Consider the following 23,079-nt stretch of genomic DNA (forward strand, 5'->3'; position numbering starts at 1 on the left):
CGGGCCGCGTTCGGAGGAGGGGATATGGGCTGGCTCGAACCATCTGGCGAGCCCATTTCCTTGTAGGGGCGAATTCATTCGCCAAGGGCAACGTAGTTGCCCCGACGAACTCCCGAGGGCAGACCTTCGGTCTGCCTGGCGATTGAAATCGCCCCTACAGGGGCGGGCCGCGTTCGGAGGAGGGGGATATGGGCTGGCTCGAACCATCCGGCGAGCCCATTTCCTTGTAGGGGCGAATTCATTCGCCAAGGGCAACGCAGTTGCCCCAACGGACTCCCCAGGGCACACCTTCGGTCTGCTTGGCGATTGAAATCGCCCCTACAGGGTCAGATCCGCCCCGAGGGTTGAGGAGTGCCGCTCAGTACTTGATATCCCGCGCTCTTTCGCGCCCCTGCTGCTTGGTCTGCCGCTTGTCCTGGCGGCATTCGGCGTTGTACTGCATGTCGGCGGCGCGGCAGTCCTGTTTGATCTGGCGTGCATCCTGGCGGGTTTCCTGGCGGACTTCCCGCGCGGCGCGGCGCTGTTGGGCCTGCTCGGTGGCCCAGGATGCGCCTGCCGAAACCAGCAGGAGCATCGCAGCCAGGAGAACAGGAAGACGAGGAGTGCGCATGGCGTTGCCTCCCTTGGCGAAGAGGGTGTGGTGTTTCAGTACAGCCGATTTTGCGCGCAGCTGCTGCGATTCCGCGGAGCGGTAGGCCCGGTCCGGCGTTATACGGGCGCCAGCCGGGGCAGCTTGAGGTCGGCGCAGGTTCCGCCGCCTTCACGGTTGTACAGGGTGATGCTGCCGCCCAGGCGGGTGGCGATCATCTGCACGATGGCCAGGCCAAGGCCGGCGCCCTGGGGGTTGTCCTGGCTGTAGAAACGCTCGAACAGGCGTTCCAGCCGGGTTTCTTCGATGCCGGGGCCCTGGTCTTCCACGCGCAGCAGGAAGAAGTCCCGGCCGTCTGGCAGCAGGCTGACCTTCACTTCGCCGCCGGGCGGGGAGAAGTTGGTGGCGTTGGTCACCAGGTTCTGCAGGGCGATGCCGATGGCGGCAGCGTCGCTGGTGGTGTGGAAGTCGTCGTCGGTCACTTCCAGGGCCAGTTCCAGGCCCTTGTCCAGCAACAGGGGCGTCAGCTCGGCCAGGTGCTCGCGGACCAGGTGTCCCAGATCCAGGCGCTGCCATTTCTGCCGCGCCAGTTCAGGCTCCACCCGCGCCATGGTGAGTAACTGGTTGACCACCCGCGTCAGGCGGTCGACGCCCACTGTCAGAAAGCGCAGGGCTTCGGCGCGCTGCTCGTCGCTGGTGGCTTCGAGCGCGTTCTGCGCGTGCAGGCGCAGCACCGCCAACGGGGTGCGCATCTCGTGGGCGGCGTCGCCGATGAAGCGCCGTTCGCGCTGGAGCATCAGCTCGATCTGTGCCAACAGGCGGTTGATCGACGCCTGCATGGGTTCCAGTTCCCTGGGCAGCGGCACGATCTGCAGCGGAGCGAGGGATTCGGCGTGGCGGCTGCGGATCACCCGCGCCATGTTCTGCAGCGGCAGCAGGCCCCAACCGATGGCCAGCCAGACCAGCGCCGCGAGGACGAGAATGCCCACCATGTTGGGCCCCAGGGTATGGCGGACGATGCGCTGCACCAGGTCCTGGCGCACGTCGTCGCGTTCACCCACCCAGATCAGCAGGCCCTGTTCCGTGTCCGGCAGGACGAAGCCGCGCCAGTGGTGGCCGGCCAGTTCGATGTTGTGGAAGCCGGTCTTCACCGGCGCGTGGTCGAAGGGCGGGGCGCTGGGCGATTGCACCAGGCTTCGGCCGTCCTTGCTCCAGACGTGGAAGGCCATCTTGCTCTCGTAAGGGTGGCCGACCTTGCGCGGGACGGCGCTGCTCAGGGCGTTGTTGAAGGCGCGGTACAACTCGTCCTGTTCGGGTTTGGCCAGGGGCATGCGCATCACGCCCATCAGCAGGCGCGCGTTCTGCGCCAGATGGGCATCATAGATCTCTTCGATCTCGTGGCTGCTGTCGCGGTAGTTGAAGTAGGCGATGAGCAGGGTGCCGAGGAGCAACAAAACCATCACCAGCCACAGGGTGCGGCGGCGCAATGACGTCATGGACGGCCGTCCACGAGGTAGCCGATGCCGCGCACGGTGCGGATGAGGTCGCTGGAGAGCTTTTTGCGCAGGTGGTGGATATGCACTTCCAGGGTGTTGCTTTCGGCTTCCTCGTCCCAGCCGTAGAGGGTCTGCACCAGGCGCTCGCGGGTGATGACCTTGCCCGGTTGCGAGAGCAATTCGTGGAGCAGCTGGTACTCCTTGGGCGTCAGGGCGACCGGGCTGCCCTGGTAGCTGACCTGCTGGCTGGTGGGGTCGAGCACCACGCCGTTGTGTTCGATCAGCACCTGCGGCCGGCCGGCGCTGCGGCGCAGCAGGGCGCGCAGGCGGGCCTTGAGCTCATTGAGGTCGAAGGGTTTGACCAGGTAGTCGTCCGCACCCGCGTCCAGGCCGAGGATTCGGTCCTCGGTTGCGTCGCGGGCGGTGAGCACCAGCACTGGCAGGGTGGAGCCGCCGGTGCGCAGTTGCTGCAAGACCTGCAGGCCGTCCAGGCGCGGCAAGCCGAGGTCAAGGATCGCCAGGTCGAATTCTTCGGTCTGCAGGGCGTGCAGGGCGCTGGCGCCGTCGGTCAGCCAGTCGATTGTGTAGCCTTCCTGGCGCAGGCCGGCGCGTACGCCGGCCCCAAGGGCGTTGTCGTCTTCGACGAGAAGCAGTCGCATGGGCGTCCTTCAGGGGTTGCCGATTTCCTGCAGTAAAGCATCGATTTCCCGCCGGCGGCCCTGGTCGGCCAGCTCGCGACCGGGTCGCGGGGCGGCGGTCTTGGCCTTGAGCAAGGCTTCGCGTGCCTGCTGTGGGTGGCCCTGGCGGTAGAGGTGGTCGCCCCAGAAATACAGGCTGTCGATACCCGCCGGATTGATCTCCAGGGCCTTGCGCAGCAACTGGTCGGCCTTGTCTTCGTCGCCGAAGCTGACCGGCCAGCCGGGCACCCGGTCGTACAGCGCGCCGAGGCTGGTGTAGGCCGAGCCCTGCAAGGCGTTCGGGTCGAGCTGGATGGCGCGCTCCAGGGCGTCGCGGGCGTCCTTGACCTTGCCCAGGGCGCCCAGGCCGCCTTCGGCGCCGGCCCAACTGCTGGTGACGATGCCGTGCCAGATCCAGGCTTCGGCGGAATTCGGGGCGCTGCGGGTGAACGCGCCGCTCTGGGCGGCGAGCTTCTCGAACTCGGCGGCGCGCTGCTGCTCCATCACCTGGTACTGGATTTCCGCCCAGCGCTGCTGGATCGCTGCCAGGCGCGAATTGCCGGTGTCGTCCAGGGCCCAGGCGGGGATGCTGAGGATCAGGAACAGGCCGAGGGTGCCGATGAGCTTGTTCATCATGGATGGTCCTTGCCGTGGTGGGCACCGCTGAAGCGGCGGATGATCGGCAGTTGCTTGGACAGCGCCCGATCCACCACGCCGGGCAGCATGCCGTTGAGGCGGACGAAGAATTTCTCCGGCCAACCCAGGTAAAGCTCGCTGAGGTCCTTCTCGATGGCCGCGATCACCGCCCGGGCCACCTGATCCGGCTCGTCCACGCCGACCTTGAGTTCGGCGTTCAGCGCCATGGCAGCCTGGCTGTTCATGCCGGTGCGGGTGGCGCGCGGGGCGACGTAGAGGACGTTCACCGGGGTGTCCGCCAGCTCCCGGCGCAGGGCCTCGGAGAAGCCGCGCAGGGCGAACTTGCTGGCGCAATAGACAGCGTAGCCGGGATAGCCGATGGAGCCGTAGATGGAACCGACGTTGACCACCAGGGCGTGGTTTTGCTGGCGCAGCAGCGGCAGCAGGGCGCGGGTCAGTTGCACGGTGGCGGTGACGTTGAGGGCGAGCATGTCCTCGATCTGGTTGTCGTCCACCTGCTCCAGCATGGCGAAGCAGTTGACCCCGGCGGCATTCACCAGGACATCGATGCCACCCATGCCACGCGCGACTTCCAGCACCCGCTGGCGTCCCTGGGCCTGACGCAGGTCCGCGCCGGTCCAGGCCAGTTGCTCTCGATAGCGTGCACGCAGGGGCGCCAGGGCTTCCGGCTGCCGGCTCACCGCCATCACCTGGGCACCGCGCGCGCAGAGCTGTTCGGCGAGGGCCAGGCCGATGCCGCCGCTGGCGCCGGTGAGCAGTACGCGGCAATCAGCGAGACGCATGGGACACCTCGCTGGCGCGGGGCAGGCCGCGGAACATGTCGGCGTAGAGCTGGTAGACCACCTTGGCGGCATGGATCACCGCCTGCTGGTCGCCTTCGTCGTCCAGACGGTCCATCAGCCCGCGGTAGGTGGCCATGTGGTCCTGGTCCAGCTCGCCGTGGGAGGACAGGTAGCTGAAGGCGTCGGCTGGCAGGCCGAGGCTCTCGCGGATGCTGCCGGCGGCGTGGGTGGCCAGGGCGATGCTGGTGCCTTCCAGCACGTTGACCATGCCGAACAGGCCCACCGGATTGCTGCGGGCGATCTGGTCGTAGAGGAAGGCCACCATCAGTTCGATGGGTAGCGAGGGACGGCTGCTGCTGACGGCTTCAGGGTCGCCGCCGCAGGCCGCGATGTCGTTCAGGATCCAGCGTTCGTGACCGTATTCTTCCTCGATGTATTCGCACACCGCGCCGCGCAGCCATTCCAGCCGCGAAGGCAGACGCGCGCCACAGGCCATCATCAGCGGCACGGTGTGGCGTACGTGGTGGTAAGCCTGGCCGAGGAAGGCACGGTAGCCCTCCAGGCTGACCTGGCCGGCCAGCGCCTCGCGTATCACCGGGACGCTGAACAGCGCCTCGCGTTCGCGGGCAGTGGCGGCTTGCAGTTGGTCGAAGAAACTCATGGTCTTGCCTCGTTCTGAAGTTCGAGCAGGGTGTCGCGGTAGCGCGCGAGGATGGCCTCGCGGCGCAGGCGACCATTGCTGGTGAGCAGCCCGTCGGCGGCGTTCAAGGGTGTTTCCAGGCGATGCCAGGCCCTGATCCGCGCATAGTCGGGCAGCGCGGCATTGGCGCAGGCCACGGCATCGGAAAGGGTCTGTGCATCGCAGTTCGGGTCCAGCGGCCAGAGCAGGGCAAGGTTGCCGGGCAGGCCCTCGCCGTGGACGAAGGCCTGGGCGATCACGCCGCGCTGGGTCAGTTCGGCCTCCACCCAGTCCGGGTTCACGTTGCGGCCGAAGCTGGTGATGAATTGGTGCTTCTTGCGGCCCTTGAGGTGGAGGTAGCCGTCGGCGTCGAACTCGCCCAGGTCACCCGTGGGCCACCAGCCACCGGCGAAGGGCGCTTCGCCCAGGTAGCCGAGCAGGGTGGAACCACTGACCTGTACTTCGCCGTCGTCCGCCAGGCGCACCTGGACATGGGGCAGGGGCTGGCCGACGCTGGCCGGCCGCACGGCGCCGGGGCGATTCAGGCAGACGACCGACGCGCATTCGGAAAGGCCATAGCCTTCGAACACCGGCAGCCCGACCCGCGCGGCGCGAGCCAGCAGGTCCGGCGAGACCCTTGCCCCGCCCACCGCGACGAAGCGGAATTGCGCGGCGCCCAGGTGGCCCTGCTCAATGGCGGTGACCAGGCCCAGCAACAGCTGCGGCACCAGGATCAGGCTCTGGGCGCTGCTGAGGACGACGGTGGCCAGCAGCTTCGGCCAGTCCACGCCGCTGGCGCCCTGGATGCCCATCTGCCGCTGCGGCAGCAGGGTGACGCAGGCGCCGGCCAACAACGCCGCATAGGTGCCGAGGTTCTCCAGCAGCACCGCCATCGGCAGCACCGCCAGGTAGTGGGCCGGTGCACAGGGGCGGCTGGCGACTTCCAGCTCATGGGCGACCCGCAGCAAGGCGTCGGCACCCAGGCAGACACCCTTGGGCTGGCCGGTGGTGCCCGAGGTGTAGGTGATCTTGAGGGTGCCGGCGGGCAGGGCTGCCTGGCCCTGTCCGGGTTTGCGCCAGAAGGTGCCGTCCGACTGGAAGCCGGCGCCTTCCAGCTCGTTGGCGAAGCCGGCGTCCAGCACCGCCAGGCCGACCTGGCATTGCTCCAGGCAGTGGGCGCGCTGCGCGGGGCTGAAGAAGGGCGGCAGGATCAGACAGGGGCGCCCGCTGAACAGCGCTGCCAGGTCCCAGATAAGCGCCTCCGGGCCATTGTCCAGGCCGAGGGCGAGTACGCCTTCGGGTTCGGCGCGGAGCAGGCCTTCCCGCCGTTCCACCTCGACCAGCAACTGGGCATAGGTGTAGCGTCGGGTGTCGCCGCGCAGGGCCAGGGGTTGTGGCAGGTGGCTGGCGTGCTTGCGCAGGATTTCGCGAAAGGCCTCAGGCTGCATGGTGGGCCGCCTCGTCCACTTCAGGAAAACCCAGCCGCGCGATGACACCGTTGCGTTGCAACTGCTCGTAGCCGAAGTGGATGTTGCCGGTGAACACCTGGGGCTTCTGCTCGTAGTAGGAACCCCATTGCTCCTGGTCGTGGCCCAGGCGGCTGGGGTTGGCCTCGCCGAGATGCAGGGGTTCCAGGCCGAGGCGGTGGAAACTGTTGATCAGGCCGGGAGCGCCGGTGAACACCACCCACTCCAGGCCACGCTGGTGGAGCAGCCAGGTGACCGCGACGATGATCAGGCGCGCATTGCCGGCGCTTATCGACGCCAGGTTGCCCACTTCCACCACCTGCCGGCGCTCCACCGGGAGGCCGGTCAGGCTGGCGATCCGGGATTCGACCGGTGCTTCCAGGTACTGCTCGAGAAACAGCGTCTCCTGCTCGGCGAGGCGGATGCCGGCCACGGCGCTGAGGGCCCCGTGGAAATTGCGCATGCTCAGCAGCTCGGGCATGTACTGGTGGATATCGGCACCGTGGGCGCTAAGAAAACGGCGATGGACGAAGTCCTCGACCTGGCCACGCCCTGTGTCACCGGCCAATAGCAGGGACAGGTAGTGTTGCTGCGACTTGTGACCGAAACGGAATGGGAACAGGGCGTTCCACTCGACGCTGTTCATCGATGCCCTCCGGGCGCTTGGCTTAATGAGAGGCAGTATCCGCGTGAAGTCTTAAGGGACCCTGAAGACGCCTTGCGCGCCTGTCGACAAGCCTTCATCCCGCTGACACAGGGATGTCATCGGCACAGGGCATCCTGCTTGCAGGAACAGAAAGGGCACAGGAAGTGCCAGGGTGCAAACTGAAGCTGCCGGCGATGGCAGCTTTTTTTTTGCGCGCATTTTGCTGGCTGCCGGCATGGCAGATGGGCATCGCGCCCTTGCCGATCGCCGCATGGGCTCAGAGCTTGTAGCCGATCTGCCGTAGCAGGCCCTTGCGCCAGGCGATGTCTGCTTCGCCTTCCACGCCACGGGGCGAGAAGCCGTCCACGACACCGAGCACGCCGCGTCCCTGGTCGGTTTCGGCCAGGATCACTTGGGTCGGATTGGCGGTGGCGCAGTAGATGCGGCAGACCTCCGGCACCAGCTTCAGGCTGTTGAGCACGTTGACCGGGTAGAAGCCTTCGCCGAGGAAGATGATGAAGCTGTGCCCGGCGCCGATGGCCAGGGCATTCCTGCTGGCCAGTTCGAGCATGGCGTCGTCGGTGCCGGAGCAACGCACCAGACAGTTGCCCGAGGCTTCGCAGAAGGCCAGCCCGAAGCGGATGCCGGGTACGGCGCCCACCAGGGTTTCGTGGATGTCTTCGACGGATTTGATGAAGTGGGTCTGGCCGAAGATGAAGTTGATCGACTCCGGCTTGTCGATGCTGACGCTGACGAGTTGCATGTGGCGCGCCTCCAACCCCCCATGGAACAAGCATAGTCAGGTGTCCGAAGTCTCGGAATGTGCGCTTCTGTAAGGGGCGCCGTGCGCACCGGCTGTTTTGCGGGGTAGTTTCGGTGCGCGAAGCGCCCCCTGCCCGACGTCGTTCAGACTCTCAGCAGAAAAAGAAAAACCCGGCAGAAGCCGGGTTTTTCGTAGCGGATAGCGCCTTATTCGGTGCTCAGCACACCGCGACGGATCTGGTCGCGCTCGATGGATTCGAACAGGGCCTTGAAGTTGCCCTCGCCGAAGCCGTCGTCACCCTTGCGCTGGATGAACTCGAAGAACACCGGTCCCATCAGGGTTTCCGAGAAGATCTGCAGCAGCAGACGCTTGCTGCCGCCTTCGGTGGTGCCGTCCAGCAGGATGCCGCGCGATTGCAGCTCGGCTTCCGGCTCGCCGTGGTTCGGCAGGCGGCCCTGGAGCATCTCGTAATAGGTGGCCGGCGGCGCGGTCATGAAGCGCATGCCGAGGGCTTTCAGTTCGTCCCAGGTCTTGACCAGGTCGTCGGTGAAGAAGGCCACGTGCTGGATGCCTTCGCCGTTGAACTGCATCAGGAACTCTTCGATCTGGCCTGCGCCCTTGGAGGACTCTTCGTTCAGCGGGATGCGGATCATGCCGTCCGGCGCGGTCATGGCCTTGGAGGTCAGGCCGGTGTACTCGCCCTTGATGTCGAAGTAGCGGATCTCGCGGAAGTTGAACAGCTTCTCGTAGAAGTCCGCCCAGTAGGCCATGCGGCCGCGGTACACGTTGTGGGTCAGGTGGTCGATGAACTTCAGGCCGGCACCTTTCGGGTGACGGTCGACGCCTTCGATGAACTCGAAGTCGATGTCGTAGATCGAGGAGCCTTCACCGAAACGGTCGATCAGGTACAGCGGCGCGCCGCCGATGCCCTTGATCGCCGGCAGGCGCAGTTCCATCGGACCGGTGGGGATCTCGATGGGCTGGGCACCCAGCTCCAGGGCGCGGGCGTAGGCCTGGTGGGCATTCTTCACACGGAAGGCCATGCCGCAGACGGACGGGCCGTGCTCGGCGGCGAAGTAGGCGGCCTGGCTCTTGGGCTCGTTGTTGAGGATCAGGTTGATCTCGCCCTGGCGGTACAGGTGCACGTCCTTGGAACGGTGAGTCGCGACCTTGGTGAAGCCCATGATGGCGAAGATGGGTTCCAGGGTATTCGGGGTGGGGGATGCGAATTCGATGAATTCAAAGCCCTGCAGGCCCATGGGGTTTTCGAACATGTCAGCCATTTTTTGGCACCTCAAGCATTTGATTGGAAGTATGGGTCAATGCGAGGTGGCTGCCGGTGGCGCGCAGGAAATGCCGCGTACGCTGCGGGCGAGGTAGTCGCCGATGGTGACTTTGAATCCGAGGCTTTGCATGGACGTTGCCTCAGGCCGGCTTGTCGGCTTGCTGGTCAGGGTGCGCCTGGATGAAGGCCGGATGCACAAGGGCAAGGCGTTCGACCCGGGCGATCTTTGGATAGTGTGACAGGTCCAGTTCGAAACGGCGGGCGGCATAGACCTGCGGTAGCAGATAGACGTCAGCCAGACCCGGTTCGCCGAAGCAGAAACCTTCGTCTCCTATAAGGGCTTCGACCGCATTGAAGCCTTCTGCGATCCAGTGACGAATCCAGTTCATCACCTCGGCTTCCTCCACCTTCAGGCCGCGCAGGCGGTTGAGCACCGCGACGTTGTGCAGCGGATGGATATCGCAGCCGATGATGGCCGCCACCGCGCGCTGTTGGGCACGGGCTTCCAGACCCTGGGGCAGGAGGGCGGGTTGCGGGTAGCGCTCTTCGAGGTATTCGATGATGGCGGGGGATTGGGTCAGGACCTGACCGTCGTCCGTGCGCAGGCTGGGCACACGGCCCTGCGGATTGAGTGCCTTGTATTCGGGCTTGTGCTGCTGGCCGCCGTCCTGGATCAGGTTCACCGGGATATGCCGGGCTTCCAGGCCCTTCAGCGCCAGGGCGATGCGCACCCGGTAGGAAGAGGTGGAGCGGTAATAGGTATAGAGGTCCATGGCAATCGCTCGGCGGCAGGCGTTCCGGTGTGAGGTCCGGATGCCGGCATTATTGTTTTCGTAATCAATTTACACTTTGCGTAATTTGCGGGCTGGGGGCGGGGCTGTCAAGCGGAGAGCGGAGCGAGCAAAGCCTGTAGGGGCGAATTTATTCGCCAAGGGCTGCAACGCAGCCCCCGATGAGACCTAGGGCAGACCTGCGGTCTGCTTGGCGAATGAATTCGCCCCTACAACAGATGCGTGAAACAGGACCCCGAAATAAAAAGGCCCCGCATCGAGCGGGGCCTGGGTCATCACTGGTTCTGTTTCGCGTCCTTCACGCCGGCCGTGTTGTTCAACAGGCTGCCGGTGGCGGTCTGCAGGAAGGCTTCCAGGTACTTCTGCAGGCGCGGGTCGCTGTCGCCGGGGACGCGTTCGGCCTTGGCATCGGCGCCCAGCTGGTACTGGTAGAGGCGCGCCGGGAAGTCCTTGGGCTGGATCAGAATGCGGTCGGCGCTGACGATGGCCACGGTCTGTTCGCCGCCGGACGGCTTGATCACACCGATGCCCGGATCATTGGCCGGCAGGTTGAGCAGGTCACGTCCCCAGCACTGGTGGCGTACTTCGCCGCCCAGGCGGCCCATGATGGTGGGCACGATGTCGATCTGAGTGGCGACATTGTGGTTGATGCTGCCGAATTTCCCTTGCACGCCGGGGCCGATCAGCAGCAGCGGTACGTTGAAGCGGAACAGGTCCATTTCGGTGAGCTGCTTGTCGCTGCCGAAGCCGTGGTCGCCCACTACGACGAACAGCGTGTTCTTGAAGTAGGGCTCCTTGCGCGCCTTCTCGAAGAACTGGCCGAGGGCCCAGTCGGCGTAGCGCATGGCGGTCAGGTGCTCGTCATGGGCACCATGGCCGGTCACCTTCTCCACCGGCAACTGGGCGGGCAAGGCATAGGGCGTGTGGTTGGAGAGGGTCTGCAGCAGCGCGTAGAACGGCTTGTCGGTGGGCATCTTCGCCAGTTCGGCGGCGCCCCGGTCGAACATGTCCTGGTCGGACACGCCCCAGGTCTTGTCCATGAACACCGGGTTGACGAAGTCTTCGCGGCCGATGAAACGGGTCATGCCCTGGTTGCTGAAGAAGCCGGACTGGTTATCCCACTGGAAGTTGCCGTTGTAGACGTACAGGTCGTTGTAGTCGCGGGCGCTGAGCAGTTGCGGCAGCCCGGAGAACTGGTGCGAGCCCTCGGGGGTGCGCATCAGGTACTCGAAGCTTGGCAGGTTGGGGAAGCAGGCCATGGTGGCGAACATTCCCTGGTGGGTATGGGTGCCGTTGGAGAAGAAACGGTCGAACAGCAGTCCCTCCTTGGCCAATTTGTCGAAGTACGGCGTGATGCCTTCCTGGCTGCCCAGGGCGCCGACGTAACGCCCCGCGAAGCTCTCCATCAGAATCACCACCACGTTGCGGATCGGCAGGGTGCCTTCGGCCGGCGGGGTGAAATCGCGACGGATGGCGGCCGTGTCGGCATCCACCAGCTTGTCGTTGGGGGTGAGTAGCATCTCGCGCACGGTCGCCACGGCTTCGTCTTCAGGCAGGGTGGCCTTCCAGGCGTTGTCGCGGTGGGAGGAGAAGCTGCTCTTGGCCGCGTCCACCAGGGTCAGAGTGCCGTTCAGGCCCAACTGGTTGGCGAACATGGAGTCAGTGGTATAGGCGTCACCCCAGCGCAGCGGCGGGCCCTGGCGCAGATGGCCACGAACGGCAACCACGGCCACCACCAGGCACACCATGAAAATCGCCACGCGGCTGAACCAGGGCGCGGTTTTGCGGGCGATGGGCTTGGTGCTGGCGCCGGTGCGCGGACGGCTGACCAGGTCCAGGCCACGGAACATCAGGTAGAGCAGGGCGGTGGCCAGGGCCCAGGCGATCAGGTAGCGACCCACCGGGAAGCCGTTCCAGATCATGCTGGCGACGGTGCCCAGGTCTTCCTGCAGGTACTGGAAGACCAGGCTGTTCAGGCGCTGGTGGAACTCGCGATAGAAGTCCAGTTCGCTGATGCCGAGGAACAGGGTGAGGCTGGCGAAGAGGGTCAGCCAGAGCCGGTGCAGGCCACGGGCGGCCATGGCGCGGACGCTGAGCAGCGACAGCAGCAGCGGAACCAGGGCGAATACCACCACGCGCAGGTCGAAGCGCAGGCCGTTGTAGAAGGACTCGACGAACACCGACGCCGGGCTGTCGCCAATCTGGTCGCTGTTGTACACCAGCAGCGCCACTCGCAGCAGGCTGTACATCACCAGTAGCGCACCTGCGCTGAGCAGGGTGAAAGCCAGGTGGCTCTTGACGGTGGGGGTGTCCAGGTTGAACGAGGACTGCCGGGTGGCGACGGGTTCCTGTGCGGTCATGCGATCAAGCATCCAATGGTCTACTCAGGGCGGGGCGGCATCTGGAGCTGAACGATGCCGGGGGTAAGTAGATCACCTGATGGCACAGTGGTTCCAGTTGGTCCGCCGAAAGCGTCGGACATTGCCAGAGGGAATGTGAAGAAAACGTCGAATGGCGCCCTGTTGCGACGCCGAGATGTGTCGGGCTGTTTCGTCTACGCGGGCAGAAATCGGTCGGTTGGGCAGCCTGAGGCCCGCCAGCTTCTCCGGGGTGCGCACGATGCATTCGCTCCCACTGGGCAGGGCTGCACCCTGCCTGGCGATTGAAATCGCCCCTACAGGAACAGCACGAGGGGCACGGACAGCCCCCTCTCCCGCTTGCGGGAGAGGGCGGGGGTGAGGGCAACGTCAGGCCTGCTCGGTGCCAACCCTTGTCGCGATTGAAATCGCCCCCACAAGGATGCCTATCGGCGCTCGCGAATGGCTGCGGCCTCGCGGGTCACCAGGTCGATGAACGACAGCGCCAGGGGCGAGCGTTCGTCCCGTCGGCGCACCAGCCAGACGGCGGTGGTAGCGCCCGGGTCGAGCAAGGTGCGATAGACCACGCCATCGACGCGGGTGCGGCGAAAGGAGGCGGGCAGCACCGATACGCCCAGCCCGGCGGACACCAGGCCGATGATGGTCATGGCTTCGCTGGCTTCCTGGGAAACCCGTGGCGTGAAGCCGGCGTCGCGGGCGAGGGCGAGCATCTGGTCGTAGAGGCCGGTACCGAAGGTGCGCGGGAAGAATACGAAGGGTTCGTCGGCCAGGGCGCTGAAGTGAATGCCGTCTTCGCTGCCGGCGGCCAACGGATGGTCGGCGCGCAGGATGGCCACCAGGGGCTCGCGGAACAGTTCCACTGCCAGGAGGTTGTCCGGCAGGTTGAGGGGGCGGATCACTCCCACCTGCATGTTCTCCTCCTGCAGTGCCCTGACCGTTTCCGCGCTGCTGCCCTCGGTGAGCTCCAGGTGCACGTCCGGGTAAGCCTGGCGAAAGGCGCGGATGCTGCGGGGAATGGTGGAGGTGAAGGGGGCGGATGAAGTGAAACCCACCTTCAACTCGCCCAGTTCGCCACGGTGGGCGCGGCGCGCGATCTCCACGGCCTTTTCCACCTGGACCAGCACCTGGCGGGCCTCGTCGAGGAAACGGCGACCGGCTTCGGTCAGCTCGACCCGGCGGTTGGTGCGTTCCAGCAGGCGCGCACCGATTTCCTCCTCCAGCGCCTGGATCTGCTGACTCAGCGGGGGTTGGGAAATGCCCAGTTGCTCCGCGGCGCGGCCGAAATGCAGCTCCTCGGCCACGGCGATGAAGTAGCGCAGGTGCCTCAGTTCCATGGGATGCCTATTGATATCCAGAACATATCAAATGTGTCGAATAATATATTGGAGATAATATAAAACGCTCGATATCCTTCGGCCCATAACCCCAACAACGAATATTCCAGCCCCTGATCCAGGCGGCACGGCCTCGTTGTGCCTGCTCGCCGCAAATGCCCGAAGGTGCCCCGTGAGCAAATCCCAGGCAGTACTCAAGACCGAAGACGATCCCGCGTTTAGCGAGGCGGCCCGTGCCCCAGCCACCGAGCTGCCGGACGCCGCCGCCAACGATCCTGAACTCCCCACCTATATCAGGAAGGGAACGCCGCAGTTCATGCGCACCTCCCTGGCGCTGTTCTCCGGCGGTTTCGCCACCTTTGCCCTGCTGTACTGCATCCAGCCGATGATGCCGGTCCTGTCCCGGGACTTCTCCATCTCCGCCGCCCAGAGCAGCCTGGCGCTCTCCGTTTCCACCGCCATGCTCGCCCTCGGCCTGCTGGTGACCGGCCCGCTGTCCGACGCCATCGGCCGCAAGCCGGTGATGGTGGTGTCATTGATCGCCGCTGCCCTGTTCACCCTGGCCAGCGCCGCCATGCCGACCTGGGAAGGCGTGCTGGTGATGCGCGCCCTGGTGGGGCTGGCCCTGAGCGGGCTGGCCGCCGTGGCCATGACGTACCTCAGCGAGGAAATCCATCCGCACCACCTCGGCCTTTCCATGGGGCTCTACATCGGCGGTAACGCCATCGGTGGCATGAGCGGACGCCTGATCAGCGGTGTGCTGGTGGACTTCGTTTCCTGGCATGCCGCCCTGGCGGCGCTCGGCGGCCTGGCGCTGGTGGCCGGCCTGGTGTTCTGGCGCGTGTTGCCCGAGTCGAAACACTTCCGCCCGCAGCCGCTCCGGCCGTCCACGTTGGTGGAAGGCTATCGCCTGCACTTCCGCGATGCCGGCCTGCCCTGGTTGTTCCTCACCGGCTTCCTGCTGATGGGCGCCTTCGTCACCCTGTTCAACTATATCGGCTACCGCCTGCTGGCCTCGCCCTACCAGATGAGCCAGGCCCTGGTGGGCGTGCTCTCGGTGGTCTACCTGTCCGGTATCTACAGCTCAGCCTGGGTGGGCTCCCTGGCGGACAAGGTGGGTCGGCGCAAAGTGCTCTGGGCAGCCATCCTGCTGATGCTCGGCGGCCTGGTGCTGACCCTGTTCAGCCCGCTGGGGGTGATCCTGGCCGGCATGGCGATCTTCACCTTCGGCTTCTTCGGCGCCCACTCGGTGGCCAGCAGCTGGATCGGCCGTCGCGCTCAACGGGCCAAGGGCCAGGCATCGTCCCTCTATCTGTTCAGCTACTACGTCGGCTCCAGCCTGGCCGGTACCCTCGGTGGCCTGTTCTGGCACCACTACGGCTGGCAGGGAGTCGGCCTGTTCATCGGCGGTCTGCTGGTGATCGCAGTGGCCGTGGCCTTGCACCTGGCACGGCTGCCGGCGCTACCCGGCAACGCCATCGTCCAGCCGGCGCACTGATGTCTTCGCCCTGGGGCTGTCATCGCAGCCCCAGGGTGCGACAACACGCCCAACGCCGATGAGCGCCTGGGCTGGCAGAATGCCGGCCTACCCACCGACCAGAGTGGGAGCATCCCTGCCTTCCATGCGTGCACAACCCGCCTCGATCCGACCAGGGAAGTACAGCATGAGCATCACCTCCACCGACATCTGCAACGCCGCCGACGCCCTCAAGGGATTCGTCGGCTTCAACCGCAAGCTGGGCAAGTACATCGTGCGCTTCAGCGAAGACTCCTTCGGCATGGACGTCCCCGATGACAGCATCACGCCGGCCTGCGAGTTCGTCTGGACGGCGAAGACCGACCAGGTGATGACCCTGAGCCGCGAATGCCTGCAGATTCTCCTGGAACAGAACATCAACGACCGCCTCAACCTGTGCGACCCCTTGCTGGTCTACCTGCGTCGCACCGATCTGCCGGAAATCAGCGCGGAGCGCCGGCGGGTCTGAACGGGGCCAGAGGCTTTCTAGCGGGCATGGCTAGCGAGTAACGCGGAGCGGCAGAGATGCCGGAACCTACGGGCGAGGCGTGCTATGTTCCGCGGGCACCGTTGGTCAGTCCCTGCATGGAAGCCTCCAGATGTCCCTCTTGCCCGGAACTTTCAGGAATCGTCTCGCCCTTCTGATTGGCAGCATCAGCCTGGTGGTCGGGCTGCCGCTGTATTTCTACATTGACCATTTCTATGCCGGGCAACTGCTGAACGATCGCGGTAATGCCATGCGCGGCCTGGCCACCTCCGTCTCCACGGTGCTTTCGGAGAACCTGCGGGAGCGCCAACGCGAGATCGACCTGTTGGCGAAAACGCCGATCTATCTGGAAGAGGGCGGCGGGGTGGACATCCGGAAGCTGACGGCCATGCTCAACCGCCTGAAGGACTCCTACGCCCATTACTCCTGGATCGGTTTTGCCAACATGCAGGGCACGGTGAGAGCCGCCAGCGGCGATTTGCTGGTGGGCCAGGATGTTTCCCAGCGCCCCTGGTATCAGCAGGGCAGGCAGGGTTCCTTCATCGGCGACCTGCACGAGGCCGTGCTGCTGGCCAAGCTGCTGCCCACCGAACCGGGCGCCGGCCCGCTGCGCTTCATCGACTTCGCCGCCCCGGTGTTCGATGCCGACGGTGAGCAGCTCGGCGTGGTGGCTTCCCATGCCTACTGGCGTTGGGCGGACGCGATCATCGGCCGGCTCGATGCGATTCGCCAGGATCACAAGGCGGTGGAGCTGTTCATTCTCAATTCGCGCCAGGAAATCATCTACCCGGAGCGTTCGGGCCAACTGCTGGATGCGGCATTCCTCAAGAGCCTGGGCAGTAGAAGCTGGGGGCAGGATGGCCAGTACCTGGCGGCGCTGCACGAGGTGCCCGACGTGTTCCCCCAAAAGCCGTTGAAGTGGAGCGTGCTGGTGCGCCAGCCCATCGCCGTGGTACGCGAGGATGTCGACCAACTGCAGCGCGTGCTGCTGTTCTTCGGTGCCAGCGCCACCCTGATCCTGCTGACCCTCGCCTGGCTCAGCGCCAGGCGAACCAGCCGGCCCATTGAGCAACTGGCGACACTGGCCCGGCGCATCCAGAGGGGCGACGAGAGCGCGCAGCTCGACATCCATGCCAGCACCCATGAAATGGAGGTGCTCTGCCAGTCCATTTCCGGTATGGCCGCGACGCTGCTCGCGCGCAAGGCCGAACTGCTGCAGGCCAACGAGCAGTTGGAAGAAAAGGTGGCCGAGCGTACCCGCCAGTTGGCCGAAGCCAACGCCCAGCTGGAGCAACAGGCACGCCGGGATGCCCTGACCGGCGTGCTCAACCGGCTGGCTGCCAACGAACGGCTGGAGGAGGAATTCCTGCGCCTGCAGCGCACCGGCGTACCCTATTCGGTGCTGCTGCTGGACATCGACTATTTCAAGCGGATCAACGACACCCACGGCCATGACATCGGTGACCAGGCCCTGCAGTTCACCGCGCTGCTTATCCGCGCCAGCATTCGCGCCACGGACTATCTCTACCGAGTGGGCGGGGAGGAGTTCCTGGTCCTGCTGCCCGCCACAGAGCAGCCGGATGCCTTGCATGTGGCCGAGAAGATCCGCGCCACGGTGGAGGGGACTCCGGCGCCTGTGGTCAATCGCATCACCCTCAGCATTGGCACGGCCCAGGCGCGGCCGAACGACAGGAATGGTGAAAGCGTGGTCAAGCGCGCCGACCAGGGCCTGTATGAAGCCAAGGGCGCTGGGCGCAACTGCATCAAATCCTGCGTGGACTGAGCGCCTCAGTAGAGGCCGGGAATCAACCGCGACGTGCGCGCGCAATAAGCCTCGTACTCCTCGCCGAACTCCGTGCGCAGCAGTGCTTCTTCAGCCTGGATACGCGCCAGCAGCTGCGGCAATGTCAGTGTCACCAGGACCAGGCCGACGCCGGAGCGGAAAGCCAGGGCCCAGCCGACAGAAGCGATCAACAGGCCCAGGTAGCTGGGATGGCGGATCATGCCGTAGATGCCATCGGTCACCAACCGGTGGCCGGGCTGGATGGCCACCAGGCCGCTGAAGCGATTGCCCAGCACGAACACTGGCCACATCCGCAGTGCACCGCCCACGGCGAACAGGAACACACCCAGCCAGCGCATGCCGTCGCCGCCGAAGGTCCAGACGTCCAGGCGGTCGGTGTAGGCGGGGAGGAAGGCGCTGAGCAGGGCGATGATGCCGAATACCGGCAGCACCCAGCGATTGCGCCGGTCCTCGCGCACGCCGCTGCTGAGGTTGCCGCGAGTGAAAGGGGCCATTCCCGTGAGGATGAACAGCACCAGGGTCAGTGCCACCAGCGGCGGCTGGCTGAAGAAGGCCATGAACCCGCCCCAGCCGAGGACGGCGAGGCTCAGGTAGACGAGGGTGCCGACGAGCGCGAGGAGCAGCGTGCGGGAGCGTGACATGGCGGATCACCCCTTCGATCGGCGACGACAAGGCATTGGACCGCTGGCAGCGTGGCGGGTGCGGAGCGGGTGTATTTATCCCGGCAGTCCCCTACAACCCTATGTCCCGCCGCCACCTCGGCCCTTCGCCGACCTGCCACCGCAGCCCTTCGTGGTGGTGCCCGAGTACCACCAGTTCCGCGATGCCCAACTGCCGCGCGTCAGCACCGAGAAGCCGCAGGTACTTATCCGCAGCTTCGACCCGGAGCTGGGGGTGTATCGGGATGTGGAGGTGCGGGATGGGGAGGGGGGGATCGAGGAGTGAGCCCGGCAGCCGGCTGACGTTAGGGTGCGCTGCGCGCACCACCTGTGGGAGCGATTTCAATCGCGAATGAATTCGCTCCCACAAAGAAGGAGCAAGCCGCATGCGAAGGTCATGCGGGATCGGCAGCACGCGACGATCAACCGCCGGTGCGCACGGCGCACCCTACCGGGCTCCCGCGCGATCCTGGTCTGTGGCTGACCGTAGGGTCACTGCGCGCACCAACTGTAGGAGCCATCTGCGAAGGTCCTGGGGGATAGGCGCCGCAAGGCGTTCAACCGCCGATGGGCACCCAGCGCTATTCAATCAGGCTTCCCCCAGGCTCCTACGCCCGAACCGCCGCCGATAATCCGTGGGCGATAGCCCGACCATCTTGTTGAACACCTTCCGGAAGGCTGCCGGGTCCTGGTAGCCGACTTCCCAGGCGATCTGGTCCACCGAGCGGTTGGTCAGCTCCAGCAGCTCGCGGGCTTTGGCCGCGCGCAGTTGCTGGCAGTACTCGGTGGGACGCAGGCCGGTGGCCTGCTGGAAGCGGCGCAGGAAGGTGCGTTCGCCCAGACCGGCTTCGGCGGCCATGGCGGGGAGGCTGACCTGGCGCGCGTCCTGGCGTTGTAGCCAGCGCTGAACCTTGAGCACCGCCTCGTCGCCGTGGGTGAGGCGCGGGGTGAAGCGGCGGAAGTACTGCTGCGAGTGCCGGGTCAGGTCGAGGGCGAGGAAGCTGGCGGTATTCGCGGCGATGGTCGGCCCCAGCAGGCGGTCCACCAGGGTCAGCCCCAGGTCGGTCCAGGCCATCACGCCCCCGGCGGTGATGATGTCGCCGTCGTCCACCACCAGTTTGTCGGCATCCACCTTCACCTCCGGGTAGCGCTCGCCGAGGTCCTTGGCCAGGCTCCAGTGAGTGGTCAGCGGACGCCCGGCAAGCAGCCCGGTCTGGGCCAGCACGAAGGCGCCAGCGCACACCGAACAGAGGGTGACGCCGGCCGCGTGCCGAAGGCTGAGCCAGTCGACGAAGGGTTGCAGGGTTTCGGCCGGGGGCAGGGCGCCGATGCAGGGCAAAGCAATCACCACTGAAGGCCGGCTTTCGGTATCCGGGTGGCTGTCCCAGGTGCAACGGATTTCGCCAGCCGCGTCGGCGCTCCAGTGCCGCACCCGCAGGGCGGGCAGGTCGGCATCGGCATGCTCGGCGGCCAGGCGATTGGCGACCGCGAACAGATCGGAGAGGCCGTGGGCGGCTGCCAGCTGGGCGCCGGGATAGAGCAGGAGGCCGATCTCCAGCATCGTTTTCATTGTCAGTTTTTCCTGCGAATTTGTCGGTTGCGCCGATCCCCATCCGGCGTCGGGAGGAGCACCTTAGGCCCCACGTCTCCACTCCCACAACCTGAGGTGAAAATCATGAGCAAGCAAGCCGTCATCGTAGTCGACATCCAGAAGGACTATTTCCCCGGTGGTCTGTGGACCCTGAGCGGTGCCGACGCCGCTGCCGACAACGCCGCCCGGATCATCGCCGCAGCCCGTGAGGCAGGCGACCTGGTGGTGCATATCCGCCACGAGTTCACCAGCCCGGAGGCGCCGTTCTTCCGGCCTGGCTCCGAGGGGGCGGAGATTCATCCCAAGGTGCTCAACGCCAACGGCGAGCCGGTGGTCCTGAAGCACTTCGTCAACTCCTTCCGGGAAACCAATCTGAAGGACATCCTCGATGGCAGCGACGTGGACAAGCTGACCGTGGTCGGCAGCATGAGCCACATGTGCGTCGACGGCGTCACCCGTGCGGCGGCCGACTTCGGCTACGAAGTCACCGTGATCCACGATGCCTGTGCCACGCGTGACCTGGAGTTCCAGGGCAAGACCATCCCCGCCGAGCAGGTCCACGGGGCGTTCATGGCCGCGCTGGCCTTCGCCTACGCCAAGGTGGTGTCCACCGACGAATACCTGGCGCAGCAGGCCCGGTGAGGACATCGCCGCGTTCCACAGGCCGGCCTCGGCCTGCGGAACGTGGACCCTCTGTGCAACAGGTACATCGATACGGACGGCAATTCGCTCTACTATTCCCAGCTGAAATTCTGCTGATACGTCCGAACCGGAGTGCCCATGAACGACCAGACCCTTCCTCCCGATTACCTGGAATTCGCCGAAGAACTGGCGGATGCAGCGGCCAAGGTCACCCTGACCTATTTCCGCCTGCCCCTGGAGGTGGAGAACAAGGAGGCCGAGCGCTTCGACCCCGTGACCCTCGCCGACAAGGGCGCCGAGCGCGCCATGCGTGACCTGATCGCCCAGCGCTTCCCCGGCCACGGTGTGCTGGGCGAAGAAGAGGAAAACATCGCGGGTGAAGAGCCCTGGACCTGGGTGTTGGACCCGGTGGACGGCACCCGCTCCTTCATCAGCGGCATCCCGCTCTGGGGCACCCTGATCGCACTCAACGACGGCACCCGCCCGGCGCTGGGCGTGATGGACCAGCCCTTCACCCGCGAGCGCTTCATCGGCGACGGCAGCACGGCCTCGCTCAACGGCCGGCCGATCCAGACCCGTGCCTGCCGCAACCTGGCCGACGCGACCCTGATGGTCACCAGCCCGGAGCATTTCCAGCAGCCGCCCTACAGCGATGTGTTCAGCAAGCTGTCGAGCGACGTGCGCCTGGTGCGCTACAGCGGCGATTGCTACGCCTACTGCATGCTCGCTCTAGGGCTGGTGGATATCGTCCTCGACCCGGGCCTCAAGCCCTACGACATCCAGGCGCTGATGCCGATCATCCAGGGTGCCGGTGGGGTGGTGACCCGCTGGGACGGCGGCGATGCGCAGAACGGTGGTGATGTCATCGCCTGTGGCGACCCGCGCCTGCACGCGCAGATCCTGGAACTGATGCGGTCGGTGTGATGGCTGGGCGAGGGCGGGAAACCGGCGATGCGTGGAGTCCCGCCTGCGGGCGTTTCTGGGTTTCCCGCCTAAGCGTATGAATGCCAAGCGTATTCAGCCGCCCGAATTATTCAGCGGAAAATAAACCTGTACTTCCTGGCTGAACCGCGTATAGTCCCGCCCACTGCGCTGCAATTGTCTCTGCGATACTTGGCTCGATGTTCTGATTGAAGTTATTTCATCTCCTCGATTCGTTACAGCTTTAGCACTTCAGTAATTCCTGATTAATTATCAGGGTTATTTATTTTTATTCTGGAGATATGAAATGTCCAATCGTCAATCCGGCACCGTCAAGTGGTTCAACGATGAAAAAGGCTTCGGCTTCATCACCCCGGCAGAAGGCGCTGATCTGTTCGTTCACTACCGTTCGATCGAAAGCACCGGCTTCAAGAGCCTCAGCGAAGGCCAGCAAGTGACTTTCGAAGTCGTACGTGGCCAGAAAGGCCTGCAAGCGGACAAAGTTCAGGTAGTCTGATACTTTTCCGTTCGAAGAGCCCCGCAAACGCGGGGCTTTTCTATTTATATCTCCTGAAAACTCCAGACAGTATCGCCAGCACATATCGCTGGTGGTCATTCTCCTGTCATTCATCGCCTCGGTGAATCATTGGTAGTTGCAAACAAATTATTTGGTTTTGCGCTTCTGACGGCGTCACTCACTGCATTGAAGAGTTCTGCATGCCGGGCTATCAAGGCAGATTTCAGGATTTATCAGTAGGGGATATGAACTTTCATATCCGCTCGTTGTTCGACCATCAGCAGTATCACGATCCGGAACTCGAGGCGGAGAATCCCGGAATATCCCCCGGAAGCTGGCCCTGGCCAGTCTTGTTGTGCACCGGTGGGGCGGGGACGTAACGGCCAGTGACTACCACACGCTGATTCCCGACTTCCTGGCGGAAAACCTGCGGCCGAACCGCTCGAAGTTCTGCAGGGAAATGGCTGAACTCGAATACACCTCGCAGATCACCTGCATGAATCGCGTGATGAGCAATGGCGAAGCCTATGAAGGTTCATTGCTGCACATCCAGCGCGACGACTGACTTCCGCTTCAATCAATGACCGGCTGCAGCATGTCCTGGTCGCAGGGCGATTCGGCCAGGGCGCTCTACACTGGCACAGGTTATCGACTGCACTGAAGGGCCGCGTCATGACCTATCCCCGTGAAAGCACCGGCCTGCTGCTGGTGGACCCGTATAACGACTTCCTCAGCGAGGGCGGCAAGCTCCACGCTCGCGCGAGGCCGGTGGCTGACGCCGTGGGCACGCTGGACAACCTGCGCAAGGTCGTGGCGGCGGTACGCAAGGCGGGTATCCAGCTGTTCTACGTGCCCCACCATCGCGCCCGCCCCGACGACCTCAAGACCTGGAAACACCCCAGCCCCTACCAGATCGGCGCCGCCCGCGCCCAGGTGTTCGCCGCCGGAACCTGGGGCGGTGAATGGCACCCGGACTTCCAGCCCCAGGCAGGCGACGTGCTGGTGCACGAACACTGGGGCGGCAGTGGCTTCGCCAATACCGACCTCGATTACCAGCTCAAGCAGCACGGCGTGCAGCAGGTAATCCTCGTCGGCATGCTGGCCAATACCTGCATCGAATCCACCGGGCGCTTCGCGGCGGAGTTGGGTTACCACGTGACGCTGGTGCGGGACGCCACCGCAGCGTTTTCCCCGGAAGCGATGCACGCGGCCCATGAGCTGAATGGGCCGACTTACGCGCACGCCATCCTGACGACCGAGGAAGTGCTGGCGGCGATTGGGGTGTAGCGGGGCGCGCATCCTCCTGTGGGGGCGAATTCATTTGAACTTGGGAAACCACGTCCTGAGGACGTGGTCATGAGTCATCGGCTCTGCCTGTGACGATTCGACTGCTTGGGCT

At 65.0% G+C, this 23,079-nt stretch carries 23 protein-coding genes; 8 read left to right on the forward strand and 15 right to left on the reverse strand.

The genetic code is table 11. The features are described from left to right. Positions 1-358: 358 nt before the first annotated feature. From E8E91_RS26230 to E8E91_RS26290, 13 genes are all read right to left on the reverse strand, one after another. Complete coding sequence (locus E8E91_RS26230; RefSeq protein WP_280379930.1) at positions 359-610, reverse strand: hypothetical protein; 252 nt, start codon at positions 608-610, stop codon at positions 359-361. A gap of 98 nt (positions 611-708) precedes the next feature. After that, positions 709-2,085, reverse strand: a complete 1,377-nt coding sequence (locus tag E8E91_RS26235) for an ATP-binding protein (protein ID WP_280379932.1) — start codon at positions 2,083-2,085, stop codon at positions 709-711. Beyond that, entirely contained in the window at positions 2,082-2,744 is a 663-nt protein-coding gene (locus E8E91_RS26240; RefSeq protein ID WP_280372304.1) for a response regulator, read from the reverse strand. The genes E8E91_RS26235 and E8E91_RS26240 overlap by 4 nt, the downstream gene beginning before the upstream one ends. Positions 2,745-2,753: 9 nt before the next feature. Next, a complete protein-coding gene (locus E8E91_RS26245) occupies positions 2,754-3,398 on the reverse strand; it encodes a hypothetical protein (RefSeq protein ID WP_280379934.1) in 645 nt (214 codons plus the stop codon). Then, positions 3,395-4,201: an SDR family oxidoreductase gene (locus E8E91_RS26250; protein ID WP_280379936.1), complete on the reverse strand. Its 807-nt coding sequence runs from the start codon at positions 4,199-4,201 to the stop codon at positions 3,395-3,397. Before E8E91_RS26250 ends, E8E91_RS26245 begins: the two co-directional genes overlap by 4 nt. After that, positions 4,188-4,862 carry an iron-containing redox enzyme family protein gene (locus E8E91_RS26255; RefSeq protein WP_271471001.1) on the reverse strand — a complete coding sequence of 225 codons (675 nt, stop codon included), beginning with the start codon at positions 4,860-4,862 and terminating at the stop codon, positions 4,188-4,190. Before E8E91_RS26255 ends, E8E91_RS26250 begins: the two co-directional genes overlap by 14 nt. Beyond that, positions 4,859-6,328: an AMP-binding protein gene (locus tag E8E91_RS26260; RefSeq protein WP_280379938.1), complete on the reverse strand. Its 1,470-nt coding sequence runs from the start codon at positions 6,326-6,328 to the stop codon at positions 4,859-4,861. The genes E8E91_RS26255 and E8E91_RS26260 overlap by 4 nt, the downstream gene beginning before the upstream one ends. Then, entirely contained in the window at positions 6,318-6,992 is a 675-nt protein-coding gene (locus tag E8E91_RS26265; protein WP_280379940.1) for a thermostable hemolysin, read from the reverse strand. The genes E8E91_RS26260 and E8E91_RS26265 overlap by 11 nt, the downstream gene beginning before the upstream one ends. A 277-nt stretch (positions 6,993-7,269) precedes the next feature. Then, positions 7,270-7,755 (reverse strand): adenosine-specific kinase, encoded by a 486-nt coding sequence (locus E8E91_RS26270; protein ID WP_280379942.1) that lies wholly within the window; start codon positions 7,753-7,755, stop codon positions 7,270-7,272. 206 nt (positions 7,756-7,961) lie between these two features. Then, positions 7,962-9,038 (reverse strand): 4-hydroxyphenylpyruvate dioxygenase, encoded by a 1,077-nt coding sequence (gene hppD, locus E8E91_RS26275; RefSeq protein ID WP_280379944.1) that lies wholly within the window; start codon positions 9,036-9,038, stop codon positions 7,962-7,964. Positions 9,039-9,180: 142 nt separating this feature from the next. After that, positions 9,181-9,813: a maleylacetoacetate isomerase gene (maiA, locus tag E8E91_RS26280; protein ID WP_280379946.1), complete on the reverse strand. Its 633-nt coding sequence runs from the start codon at positions 9,811-9,813 to the stop codon at positions 9,181-9,183. A gap of 293 nt (positions 9,814-10,106) precedes the next feature. Then, complete coding sequence (locus tag E8E91_RS26285; protein ID WP_280379948.1) at positions 10,107-12,191, reverse strand: LTA synthase family protein; 2,085 nt, start codon at positions 12,189-12,191, stop codon at positions 10,107-10,109. Positions 12,192-12,634: 443 nt separating this feature from the next. Beyond that, positions 12,635-13,543, reverse strand: coding sequence for a LysR family transcriptional regulator (locus E8E91_RS26290; RefSeq protein WP_280379950.1), 909 nt, complete (start codon positions 13,541-13,543; stop codon positions 12,635-12,637). Between the two features lie 172 nt (positions 13,544-13,715). Here E8E91_RS26290 and E8E91_RS26295 point away from each other — a divergent pair, with 172 nt between their 5' ends. From E8E91_RS26295 to E8E91_RS26305, 3 genes are all read left to right on the forward strand, one after another. Beyond that, positions 13,716-15,041 carry an MFS transporter gene (locus E8E91_RS26295; RefSeq protein ID WP_280372293.1) on the forward strand — a complete coding sequence of 442 codons (1,326 nt, stop codon included), beginning with the start codon at positions 13,716-13,718 and terminating at the stop codon, positions 15,039-15,041. A gap of 166 nt (positions 15,042-15,207) precedes the next feature. Further along, positions 15,208-15,528 carry a DUF2025 family protein gene (locus E8E91_RS26300; protein ID WP_280379952.1) on the forward strand — a complete coding sequence of 107 codons (321 nt, stop codon included), beginning with the start codon at positions 15,208-15,210 and terminating at the stop codon, positions 15,526-15,528. Between the two features lie 130 nt (positions 15,529-15,658). Next, a complete protein-coding gene (locus E8E91_RS26305; RefSeq protein ID WP_280379953.1) occupies positions 15,659-17,329 on the forward strand; it encodes a diguanylate cyclase in 1,671 nt (556 codons plus the stop codon). 5 nt (positions 17,330-17,334) lie between these two features. Here the strand turns inward: E8E91_RS26305 and E8E91_RS26310 are convergent, their stop codons facing one another. Next, positions 17,335-17,991 carry an isoprenylcysteine carboxylmethyltransferase family protein gene (locus E8E91_RS26310; RefSeq protein ID WP_280379955.1) on the reverse strand — a complete coding sequence of 219 codons (657 nt, stop codon included), beginning with the start codon at positions 17,989-17,991 and terminating at the stop codon, positions 17,335-17,337. Between E8E91_RS26310 and E8E91_RS26315 the strand changes: the two genes are divergently transcribed. Then, on the forward strand, positions 17,990-18,295 hold the full coding sequence (locus tag E8E91_RS26315; protein ID WP_280379957.1) for a hypothetical protein: 306 nt from the start codon (positions 17,990-17,992) through the stop codon (positions 18,293-18,295). The genes E8E91_RS26310 and E8E91_RS26315 overlap by 2 nt on opposite strands. A 303-nt stretch (positions 18,296-18,598) precedes the next feature. On the opposite strand, the gene E8E91_RS26320 is transcribed toward E8E91_RS26315, so the two are convergent. After that, positions 18,599-19,579 carry a GlxA family transcriptional regulator gene (locus tag E8E91_RS26320; protein ID WP_280379958.1) on the reverse strand — a complete coding sequence of 327 codons (981 nt, stop codon included), beginning with the start codon at positions 19,577-19,579 and terminating at the stop codon, positions 18,599-18,601. Between the two features lie 105 nt (positions 19,580-19,684). On the opposite strand from E8E91_RS26320, the gene E8E91_RS26325 reads away from it, so the two are divergent. The 4 genes from E8E91_RS26325 to E8E91_RS26340 all read left to right on the forward strand — a co-directional run bounded on the left by E8E91_RS26325 (position 19,685) and on the right by E8E91_RS26340 (position 22,967). Further along, on the forward strand, positions 19,685-20,242 hold the full coding sequence (locus E8E91_RS26325) for a cysteine hydrolase family protein (protein WP_280379960.1): 558 nt from the start codon (positions 19,685-19,687) through the stop codon (positions 20,240-20,242). A gap of 132 nt (positions 20,243-20,374) precedes the next feature. Then, complete coding sequence (gene hisN / locus E8E91_RS26330; protein ID WP_280379961.1) at positions 20,375-21,166, forward strand: histidinol-phosphatase; 792 nt, start codon at positions 20,375-20,377, stop codon at positions 21,164-21,166. A gap of 304 nt (positions 21,167-21,470) precedes the next feature. Then, positions 21,471-21,680, forward strand: a complete 210-nt coding sequence (locus E8E91_RS26335; RefSeq protein ID WP_028626465.1) for a cold-shock protein — start codon at positions 21,471-21,473, stop codon at positions 21,678-21,680. Positions 21,681-22,352: 672 nt separating this feature from the next. After that, positions 22,353-22,967, forward strand: coding sequence for an isochorismatase family cysteine hydrolase (locus tag E8E91_RS26340; RefSeq protein ID WP_280379963.1), 615 nt, complete (start codon positions 22,353-22,355; stop codon positions 22,965-22,967). The last annotated feature ends 112 nt before the right edge of the window (positions 22,968-23,079 follow it).

The sequence above is a fragment of the Pseudomonas sp. BN515 genome (assembly GCF_029873155.1).
GTDB lineage: Bacteria > Pseudomonadota > Gammaproteobacteria > Pseudomonadales > Pseudomonadaceae > Metapseudomonas.

Excerpts from the sequence above, each read along its gene's own strand:
- E8E91_RS26230 (WP_280379930.1), bottom strand. The coding sequence starts at position 610 with ATGCGCACTCCTCGTCTTCCTGTTCTCCTGGCTGCGATGCTCCTGCTG.
- E8E91_RS26235 (WP_280379932.1), bottom strand. The coding sequence starts at position 2,085 with ATGACGTCATTGCGCCGCCGCACCCTGTGGCTGGTGATGGTTTTGTTG.
- E8E91_RS26240 (WP_280372304.1), bottom strand. The coding sequence starts at position 2,744 with ATGCGACTGCTTCTCGTCGAAGACGACAACGCCCTTGGGGCCGGCGTA.
- E8E91_RS26245 (WP_280379934.1), bottom strand. The coding sequence starts at position 3,398 with ATGATGAACAAGCTCATCGGCACCCTCGGCCTGTTCCTGATCCTCAGC.
- E8E91_RS26250 (WP_280379936.1), bottom strand. The coding sequence starts at position 4,201 with ATGCGTCTCGCTGATTGCCGCGTACTGCTCACCGGCGCCAGCGGCGGC.
- E8E91_RS26255 (WP_271471001.1), bottom strand. The coding sequence starts at position 4,862 with ATGAGTTTCTTCGACCAACTGCAAGCCGCCACTGCCCGCGAACGCGAG.
- E8E91_RS26260 (WP_280379938.1), bottom strand. The coding sequence starts at position 6,328 with ATGCAGCCTGAGGCCTTTCGCGAAATCCTGCGCAAGCACGCCAGCCAC.
- E8E91_RS26265 (WP_280379940.1), bottom strand. The coding sequence starts at position 6,992 with ATGAACAGCGTCGAGTGGAACGCCCTGTTCCCATTCCGTTTCGGTCAC.
- E8E91_RS26270 (WP_280379942.1), bottom strand. The coding sequence starts at position 7,755 with ATGCAACTCGTCAGCGTCAGCATCGACAAGCCGGAGTCGATCAACTTC.
- hppD (WP_280379944.1), bottom strand. The coding sequence starts at position 9,038 with ATGGCTGACATGTTCGAAAACCCCATGGGCCTGCAGGGCTTTGAATTC.
- maiA (WP_280379946.1), bottom strand. The coding sequence starts at position 9,813 with ATGGACCTCTATACCTATTACCGCTCCACCTCTTCCTACCGGGTGCGC.
- E8E91_RS26285 (WP_280379948.1), bottom strand. The coding sequence starts at position 12,191 with ATGACCGCACAGGAACCCGTCGCCACCCGGCAGTCCTCGTTCAACCTG.
- E8E91_RS26290 (WP_280379950.1), bottom strand. The coding sequence starts at position 13,543 with ATGGAACTGAGGCACCTGCGCTACTTCATCGCCGTGGCCGAGGAGCTG.
- E8E91_RS26300 (WP_280379952.1), top strand. The coding sequence starts at position 15,208 with ATGAGCATCACCTCCACCGACATCTGCAACGCCGCCGACGCCCTCAAG.
- E8E91_RS26305 (WP_280379953.1), top strand. The coding sequence starts at position 15,659 with ATGTCCCTCTTGCCCGGAACTTTCAGGAATCGTCTCGCCCTTCTGATT.
- E8E91_RS26315 (WP_280379957.1), top strand. The coding sequence starts at position 17,990 with ATGGCGGATCACCCCTTCGATCGGCGACGACAAGGCATTGGACCGCTG.
- E8E91_RS26310 (WP_280379955.1), bottom strand. The coding sequence starts at position 17,991 with ATGTCACGCTCCCGCACGCTGCTCCTCGCGCTCGTCGGCACCCTCGTC.
- E8E91_RS26320 (WP_280379958.1), bottom strand. The coding sequence starts at position 19,579 with ATGAAAACGATGCTGGAGATCGGCCTCCTGCTCTATCCCGGCGCCCAG.
- E8E91_RS26325 (WP_280379960.1), top strand. The coding sequence starts at position 19,685 with ATGAGCAAGCAAGCCGTCATCGTAGTCGACATCCAGAAGGACTATTTC.
- E8E91_RS26335 (WP_028626465.1), top strand. The coding sequence starts at position 21,471 with ATGTCCAATCGTCAATCCGGCACCGTCAAGTGGTTCAACGATGAAAAA.
- E8E91_RS26340 (WP_280379963.1), top strand. The coding sequence starts at position 22,353 with ATGACCTATCCCCGTGAAAGCACCGGCCTGCTGCTGGTGGACCCGTAT.